Origin of the sequence: Roseisolibacter sp. H3M3-2, from assembly GCF_029211165.1 — a bacterium.
GTDB lineage: Bacteria > Gemmatimonadota > Gemmatimonadetes > Gemmatimonadales > Gemmatimonadaceae > Roseisolibacter.
Genome location: NZ_JARGEK010000289.1, coordinates 1 through 6,442, shown reverse-complemented (window position 1 = coordinate 6,442; position 6,442 = coordinate 1). Strand labels below are relative to the sequence as shown.

At 74.6% G+C, this 6,442-nt stretch carries 8 protein-coding genes and 1 pseudogene; 5 read left to right on the top strand and 4 right to left on the bottom strand.

The genetic code is table 11. The annotated features are described in order from the left end of the window. Positions 1 to 817: pseudogene (locus tag PYV61_RS19100) on the top strand (hypothetical protein); the annotation flags it as partial. A gap of 181 nt (positions 818 to 998) precedes the next feature. Here the strand turns inward: PYV61_RS19100 and PYV61_RS19095 are convergent. After that, on the bottom strand, positions 999 to 1,940 hold the full coding sequence (locus PYV61_RS19095; protein WP_275834574.1) for a hypothetical protein: 942 nt from the start codon (positions 1,938 to 1,940) through the stop codon (positions 999 to 1,001). A 242-nt stretch (positions 1,941 to 2,182) separates the two neighbouring features. Here PYV61_RS19095 and PYV61_RS19090 point away from each other — a divergent pair, with 242 nt between their 5' ends. Beyond that, positions 2,183 to 2,845, top strand: a complete 663-nt coding sequence (locus PYV61_RS19090; protein ID WP_275834572.1) for a DUF2225 domain-containing protein — start codon at positions 2,183 to 2,185, stop codon at positions 2,843 to 2,845. 155 nt (positions 2,846 to 3,000) lie between these two features. On the opposite strand, the gene upp is transcribed toward PYV61_RS19090, so the two are convergent. Further along, complete coding sequence (gene upp, locus PYV61_RS19085; protein WP_275834579.1) at positions 3,001 to 3,657, bottom strand: uracil phosphoribosyltransferase; 657 nt, start codon at positions 3,655 to 3,657, stop codon at positions 3,001 to 3,003. A 206-nt stretch (positions 3,658 to 3,863) separates the two neighbouring features. Between upp and PYV61_RS19080 the strand changes: the two genes are divergently transcribed. Beyond that, a complete protein-coding gene (locus PYV61_RS19080) occupies positions 3,864 to 4,166 on the top strand; it encodes a hypothetical protein (RefSeq protein WP_275834570.1) in 303 nt (100 codons plus the stop codon). Between the two features lie 82 nt (positions 4,167 to 4,248). Here the strand turns inward: PYV61_RS19080 and PYV61_RS19075 are convergent, their stop codons facing one another. Together PYV61_RS19075 and PYV61_RS19070 are read right to left on the bottom strand one after the other, a co-directional pair. After that, on the bottom strand, positions 4,249 to 4,536 hold the full coding sequence (locus tag PYV61_RS19075; RefSeq protein ID WP_275834568.1) for a hypothetical protein: 288 nt from the start codon (positions 4,534 to 4,536) through the stop codon (positions 4,249 to 4,251). A gap of 203 nt (positions 4,537 to 4,739) precedes the next feature. Further along, complete coding sequence (locus tag PYV61_RS19070) at positions 4,740 to 5,072, bottom strand: hypothetical protein (RefSeq protein WP_275834566.1); 333 nt, start codon at positions 5,070 to 5,072, stop codon at positions 4,740 to 4,742. Positions 5,073 to 5,240: 168 nt separating this feature from the next. Here PYV61_RS19070 and PYV61_RS19065 point away from each other — a divergent pair, with 168 nt between their 5' ends. Together PYV61_RS19065 and PYV61_RS19060 are read left to right on the top strand one after the other, a co-directional pair. Continuing rightward, on the top strand, positions 5,241 to 5,849 hold the full coding sequence (locus tag PYV61_RS19065) for a PEP-CTERM sorting domain-containing protein (RefSeq protein ID WP_275834564.1): 609 nt from the start codon (positions 5,241 to 5,243) through the stop codon (positions 5,847 to 5,849). A 188-nt stretch (positions 5,850 to 6,037) separates the two neighbouring features. Continuing rightward, complete coding sequence (locus PYV61_RS19060) at positions 6,038 to 6,214, top strand: hypothetical protein (protein ID WP_275834562.1); 177 nt, start codon at positions 6,038 to 6,040, stop codon at positions 6,212 to 6,214. The last annotated feature ends 228 nt before the right edge of the window (positions 6,215 to 6,442 follow it).

The window sequence follows — 6,442 nt, the reverse complement described above, 5'->3', positions numbered from 1 at the left end:
CGCCCCGACGCCGCGTCCGGCACCGCGCCCGCCGGCGGCGCCCCCCGCCCCGGCGCCGACGGCCGCGCCCCCGGCGGCGGTCGAGACGGGGCCGTGGCGGTTCGCGTGGACGACCGAGGCGCGGCAGTTCCGGGTGCGGACCGAGGCGGACGTCGCGCGGGCGGGGGAGCGGGAGCGCGTCGAGACGACCGGGCTGGTCACGGTCGCGGTGCTCCCGGTGCAGGGCGGCAGTCCGCGCGGGGTGAGCGCGCGGGTGGACTCGCTGCTGGTGCGGGCGTCGGAGCGGGTGGCGGGGCGCGCGTCCCCCGGGCCGGCGGCGCCGGCCACGATGCGGGGGACGATCTCGGCGCGCGGCGCGGTGCGGCTGGAGAGCGAGGCGGCGGCCGCGGGGTGCGCGAGCCCGGGGGGCGCGGCGGCGCTCACGGCGCTGGGGCTGGCGCGCGAGGTGATGCCGCGGGTGCCGGCGACGCTGACGGCGGGGCTGCGGTGGCGCGACACGACGAGCGTCGCGGGGTGCGCGGGGCCGCTGCCGGTGACGGTGCAGACGGTGGTCGCCTACGAGGTCGAGGGGGCGGAGCGCGGGGCGGTGCGGGTGCGGCGGCGGACGACGAGCACGCTGCGCGGGCAGGGGTTCGCCGGGGGGCAGGCGGTGCGCGTCGCCGGGACGGGGAGCGCCGACGCGGTGCTGGTGCTCGACGCGGGGCGGGGGGCGCTGCGCGAGGGGAGCGGGGAGGGGACGTCGACGGTGACGCTGACGATGGGGACGGCGGTGGAGACGTTCAGTCAGCAGACCCGCGTGCGCGTGGAGCCCAGATAGGGCGTGGTCGGGTACGGCGTGGTCTACAAAAGCGTGGTCCGGTACGGCGTGCCCTTCACCTGTCGGTGGTGGCTCACATAGTACCGGACCACGCCGTACCGGACCACGCCGTACCGGACCACGCCGTACCGGACCACGCCGTACCGGACCACGCCGTATCAGACCACGCCGTATCCGGCGCTCAGGCCATCGCGACGATCGGCGGCTGCCCCACCGCACACAGCTCTTCCGCGGAAGCGCGGATCGCCCAGGCGGGGCCGCGGGAGGCGAGGGCGGGCTCGACGAGGCGGGCGCCGACGTAGTAGCCGGCGCGCTCGGGGATGACGTAGCGGTCGTAGGTGCGGGCCTCGTCGCTCATGCCGCCGGAGAGCCAGCGGAGGCGGAGGCCGAGCCCCGCGGTGTCGAGCTCGGGGGCGACGGCGCGGGCGAGCATGGGCTCGAGCTCGCGGATGCGCGCGTACTGGCGGCGGCCGTAGCCGAAGTACTCCCAGGCGGCGTGGCCGGGGGCGACGAGGCGCGAGCACTCGACGGCGAGGCCCTCGTTCACCAGGTGCTCGCGGAGCGCGCCGCGGCGGCCGGTCTCCCAGTACGAGTAGTAGCCGTCGGCCTCGGCGACGAGCGTGCGCAGCGCGCTGCGGCTCGTGGGGGCGGTGTAGCGCACGGCGTGGGCGACCTCGTGCGCGACCCAGAGCGGGACGAGCCCCGGGTCGAGGCCGAGCCCCTGGGTGGCGGGGTTGGCGACGCCGGTGAAGTGCTCGAGGCAGACGAAGGCGACGCCGCGGCCGTCGACGACGAGCTCTCCCGCGTTGGCGGCGCCGACGCCGACCATGACGACGACGTCGATCTCGACGTCGGGCTCGAGCAGCTGCGCGGCGCGCTCGGCGGCGTCGGCGGCGAGGCTGACCACGTCGACGGCGGCGAGCATGGCGTGCAGGTCGTCGCGCGGGGCGGCGACGGCGGCGCGGACGACCTCCTCGAAGTGCGGCCCGTCGGGATCGACGACGTAGTTGTCCCAGTACGCGGCGAGGAGCGCGCGGTGCGCCTCGAAGTAGCGCCGGTACGCCGCGACGCGGTCGCCGTGCTGCAGGACGGCCAGGAAGTCGGGCAGGAGATTGATCAGCATCGACGGGGCGGGAGGCGCGAGAAGATACCGCGCGCGGCTGGGCACGAACAAGGCCGGACGGGGCCCCGTACGGGGCGCCGTGCGGGGGAGGCGCGCGCCGGGCAGGCACGTGGCATGGAATTGGCTTTTCGGCATGCCGCAAACGCCGTCACCGAACGGCCAACCCGCGGCGAGACCCTCACTTACGCGGCGCGCGTGCGCGCGAAGGACGCGGTCGCCGAGCACGAGCAGGAGAAGGACCCATGACCACGTTGCAGCAGATCGAACTGACCTGTCCGGTGTGCGAGTCGCACTTCCGCTCGCAGGCCGTGGTGTCGACGAACTCCTTCGGCGGGAAGCGCACCGACTTCCACGAGCGCGCGGCGGGGACGCAGCCGCTGCCGTACCTCGTGCACATGTGCAACCGCTGCGGGTACACGGGCGCGGAGCGCGACTTCACCGACGAGGCGGACGTGTCGCCGATGCTGCGCGAGCACGTGTGGACGGAGCTCGCGCCGCAGATCGCGCAGACCGCGAAGCCGACGGTGCTCGGCTCGGAGAAGTACGAGGCGGCGGCGAAGGTCGCGGAGTGGCAGGGGATGGAGCCGCGCCACGTGGCCGACCTGCTGCTGCGCGCGGCGTGGTGCTGCGTCGACGAGGGGGACGTCGAGGCGGAGCGCTTCTTCCGGCGCAAGGCGGCGTGGGCGTTCGAGCGCGCGCTGGACGGCTTCGACGGCGTGGCGGCGGAGGAGCGCGCGGTGCTGACGTACCTGGTGGGGGAGCTGTGGCGGCGCGTGGGGGACGCGTCGCAGGCGAAGCGGTGGTTCGACCAGGTGCCGCAGGAGGTGACGGACGCGGCGACGCAGCAGTGGGTGATCGACGCGGCGCGGCAGCAGCGGGACTGTCCGCGGGAGTGGTTTGGCTGAGTCGCGGCAGCGACCTCCGACCGAGAAGCGGGAGTCGCCACTGCGGGAGTCATCAAAGCGGGAGTCGTAACGGCGCCGTGCGCTCTCACGACTCCCGCTTTCGTGACTCCCGCTTTCGTGACTCCCGCTCTTGCGACTCCCGCCGTATCAGGCGGTCAGCGGGTGCCGAACAGCCGGTCGCCCGCGTCGCCGAGCCCGGGCAGGATGTAGCCCTGCGCGTTCAGCTCGCGGTCGAGCGAGGCGCAGTAGATGGTGACGTCGGGGTGCGCGTCGGCGAGGCGGCGGGCGCCGGCGGGGGCGGCGACGAGGCAGAGGAACTTGATGCGCGTGGCGCCCGCGCGCTTGAGCGAGGCGACGGCGCTGACGGCGCTGCCGCCGGTGGCGAGCATCGGATCGAGGACGAAGAAGTCGCGCTCCGCAGCGTCGCCGGGGACCTTGAAGTAGTAGTCCACCGGCTCGAGCGTGTCGTGGTCGCGATAGAGCCCGATGTGGCCGACGCGCGCGGCGGGAACGAGGCGCAGGATCCCCTCGACCATGCCGAGCCCCGCGCGGAGGATGGGGACGAGCGTGAGCTTCTTGCCGGCGACGCGGTGGCCGACGGTGCGCTCGAGCGGCGTCTCGACCGCGACCTCGTCGAGCGCGAGGTCGGCGGTGGCCTCGTACGCCATGAGCATCGCGATCTCGTCGACGAGCTCCTTGAAGATCTTCGTCGGCGTGCCGCGGTCGCGGAGGATCGCGAGCTTGTGCTGCACGAGCGGGTGCCGGACGACGACTAGGCTCGCCGGGACGGGATCGGGGGGCGCGGTCTCCATGGGGTCCATGCGCGCCAAGCTAGCGACGCCGGGGCGCGGGCGCGTCTGCGTGTGCGTGTGCGCATGACGGGCGGGTGACATCGGGCGGATCGCCCGAATCCTCCGGCGAATCCCGGAGTCGTGGCCGCGCCCTTGCCGCAGGAGCGCGGCTCACCGGGGAAGGGCGGGGGGGCGAGGGGCGACAGGGACACGCAGCGGCGCCCGAGATGCACGCGAGCGACATCGGCTGGGAGCGCGGGACCGGCGGACGGGTGGTCCGGGTGATCCGCGACGGCGAGACGGGGCGGAAGTGGCGGGTGTGGCTCGCCGACACGAGCCGGGTGCCCGGGGCACGCGCGGCGCGGTGCCTGATCTTCGACACGGGCGACCTGATCCGGCGCGTGTGGCGGGTGCCGGACGACTGGGCGCGGATGACGGCGGCGGGGCTGCTGACGCTCGTGGAGCGGTCGCCGGGACAGGACGTCGGGGCGCCGCGCGAGGTGCGGCGGGAGCTGCCGGCGACGGCCTGAGGCGTCATGCGGCCCGACGCGGTGGGAATGGCTGCTGCGTGGGTGGCGGCGGGGCGGCGCGACGACCTGAGGAGGATCGCGGCTACGGTCCGACGCCGGGCACCGAGTGGACGACGACGCGGACGAGCGCGAAGCTCGTGAGCACGTTGACGCGCCCGATCCCGCCGTAGATCCCGGTGCGCCCGACCACCCGGTGCGGCCCCGTGGTGGTCGTGTCGAGCACGAAGTAGAGCGAGTCCTCGCTCACCCAGCGCACCGGCGTGCCGGCGGGCGCGTTCGTCAGCTCGGCCGTCAGCAGGACGTGCTGTCCGCCCCGGGTCGCGCTCAGCTGCGCGGGCGTCACCGTGAGGGTGGGCGGCTCGGGGGGCACCGCGTCGGCGCAGGCGACGCCCGCGATGACGGCCCCTGCGGCGGCCGCGAGCGATCCGATGACGCACGAGCGCGGCCCGGGCCGGCCCCGACGACTGCTGTGCATGCGACCGTCCGGAAGTCCTGCGCGCGCTCGGCCACCCGTCGTCGGATGCCCCTGCCGCGAAGCTGGATGCGGAGCGCCGGGGCGACAAGGCCGGGCGCTCACCGCTCGCCGAGCCGTCGCATGCGCTCGTGCACGAGCTGCCACAGCATCGCCCCCATGCGCGCGCGGCGCTCGTGATTCTCCGCCTGCATGGTGCGGGCGTGCCGGCGTCGCTCGGCGGCGTCGGCGCGGAGCCGAGCGCTCGTCTCGCGGAGCTCGCGGCAGCGGTCGGCGACCGCGCGCAGGTCGTCCGTGATGCGCTGGAACGTGGCCTCCGCGTCGCCGGTGGGGATGCGGGGCGGCGCAAGGCGCGGTCCGCGGGGGCGGCGGACGACGCCGCAGAACGAGACGATGCGCGCCCTGGTGTGGGCGACCGTCGCCGATCCTTTCACACTCGCAGCGATCCGTCACCGCGTCCGTGACGGGTCGGTCGGCGTCCGCCGGCGGCGGTGACGCGCGACCGCGCATCGGGTACGGTTGGTGCGGTTGTGACGAGAAGCACATAAACCGCCGACGCTGGCGGCTCCTCGCCCGCGGTTCCGCCATCGCACGGAGCTTCCATGCTGCGTGCCGTCCGTCGTGCCGTTGATCGTGCCGTCGTTCTCGCCACTCTGCTCGTCGCCGCGCCGGCAGCGGCCCAGGTCCAGTCGCAGCCGTACTCCCTCCGCACGTACGCGGGGTGCGGCACCTTCTTCTGCGTCGACTATACAGCGACGTGGACGGAGCGTGTCTACCCTGCAACCCCGAACTTCCCGCGTGAGATCGAGTACTTCGTGGGGGTCAGCGGCACGCTGACGCTTCTCCAGGCGGCACTCGACGCCGGGTTCACGGGCATCGGCTGCTGCGAGATGCTCTGGGCGGCACCGCTGAGCGTGAACTGGGACCCGGGGATCATCCCCGTCTTTCCGAACCGCTCGTTCGTCGGACGGGTAGCGGGTGACGAGCTCGCGTTCTTCGCCAGCGGGCAGAGTCGCGGCACGACGCACTTCGGGAGCCTCGAGTTCTGGGCCGCTGGGCCTCCGGGGATGCAGCGGGTCAGAACGTTCGCCGCGCTGACGAGCAACGTCTCGTTGGTGACGCCCGAGCCGTCGACCTACGCGCTACTCGGCACCGGGCTGCTGATCGTCGGCGGCGTGGCCGCGCGGCGGCGGCAGCGTGCGACGACCTGACGAAGCCGCAAGAACGACCGCACGACGCGCACGGGGGCTCCGCGAGGGTCCCCGTCGGCGCGTCGGGGAACGCGACGCCGCGCGCGCACGCGCGCCGAACCTCTTGTGCCCGGGGACGGCACGGGTAAGTGTTCACCGCGCAACGCCCTAGGGTCGCAGTCGCTCCGATCGTCCCCCATCCCGACGGCATGAAGGAATTCCAGGCGGTGGTGCTCCGGCTGACGCGCCACCTGCGCGACGACGAGGACGCGCTGACGGACTTGCTGAACGAGCGCAGCCGCGGCGGGTGGGCCCCCACCATGATGTCGCAGGACGCGCAGCGCCTCACCCTCGTCTTCGAGCGCGACGTCCTGCCGGACGGCTGACCCGGACGGCTGACCCCGACGGCCGAGCGGGTCGTCCCCGCGGCACCGTGCTTGAACCTGGCAGCGGCATGTCGTCCACGTCGTCGCTGCCCAGCCGCTCCCGTCGCCTCGCGCTGCCGCTCGCCGGCGCGCTGCTGCTCACCGCCGCCCGCGGCCCGTGCGCCGGCGCACAGCCCCCGGCCGCCGGCAACGCCCCCCCGCGCGAGAGCGCGGGCGAGACCGTGGCCG

Coding starts and splice junctions, on each gene's coding strand:
- PYV61_RS19095 (WP_275834574.1), bottom strand. CDS start 1,940: ATGCTGATCAATCTCCTGCCCGACTTCCTGGCCGTCCTGCAGCACGGC.
- PYV61_RS19090 (WP_275834572.1), top strand. CDS start 2,183: ATGACCACGTTGCAGCAGATCGAACTGACCTGTCCGGTGTGCGAGTCG.
- upp (WP_275834579.1), bottom strand. CDS start 3,657: ATGGAGACCGCGCCCCCCGATCCCGTCCCGGCGAGCCTAGTCGTCGTC.
- PYV61_RS19080 (WP_275834570.1), top strand. CDS start 3,864: ATGCACGCGAGCGACATCGGCTGGGAGCGCGGGACCGGCGGACGGGTG.
- PYV61_RS19065 (WP_275834564.1), top strand. CDS start 5,241: ATGCTGCGTGCCGTCCGTCGTGCCGTTGATCGTGCCGTCGTTCTCGCC.
- PYV61_RS19060 (WP_275834562.1), top strand. CDS start 6,038: ATGAAGGAATTCCAGGCGGTGGTGCTCCGGCTGACGCGCCACCTGCGC.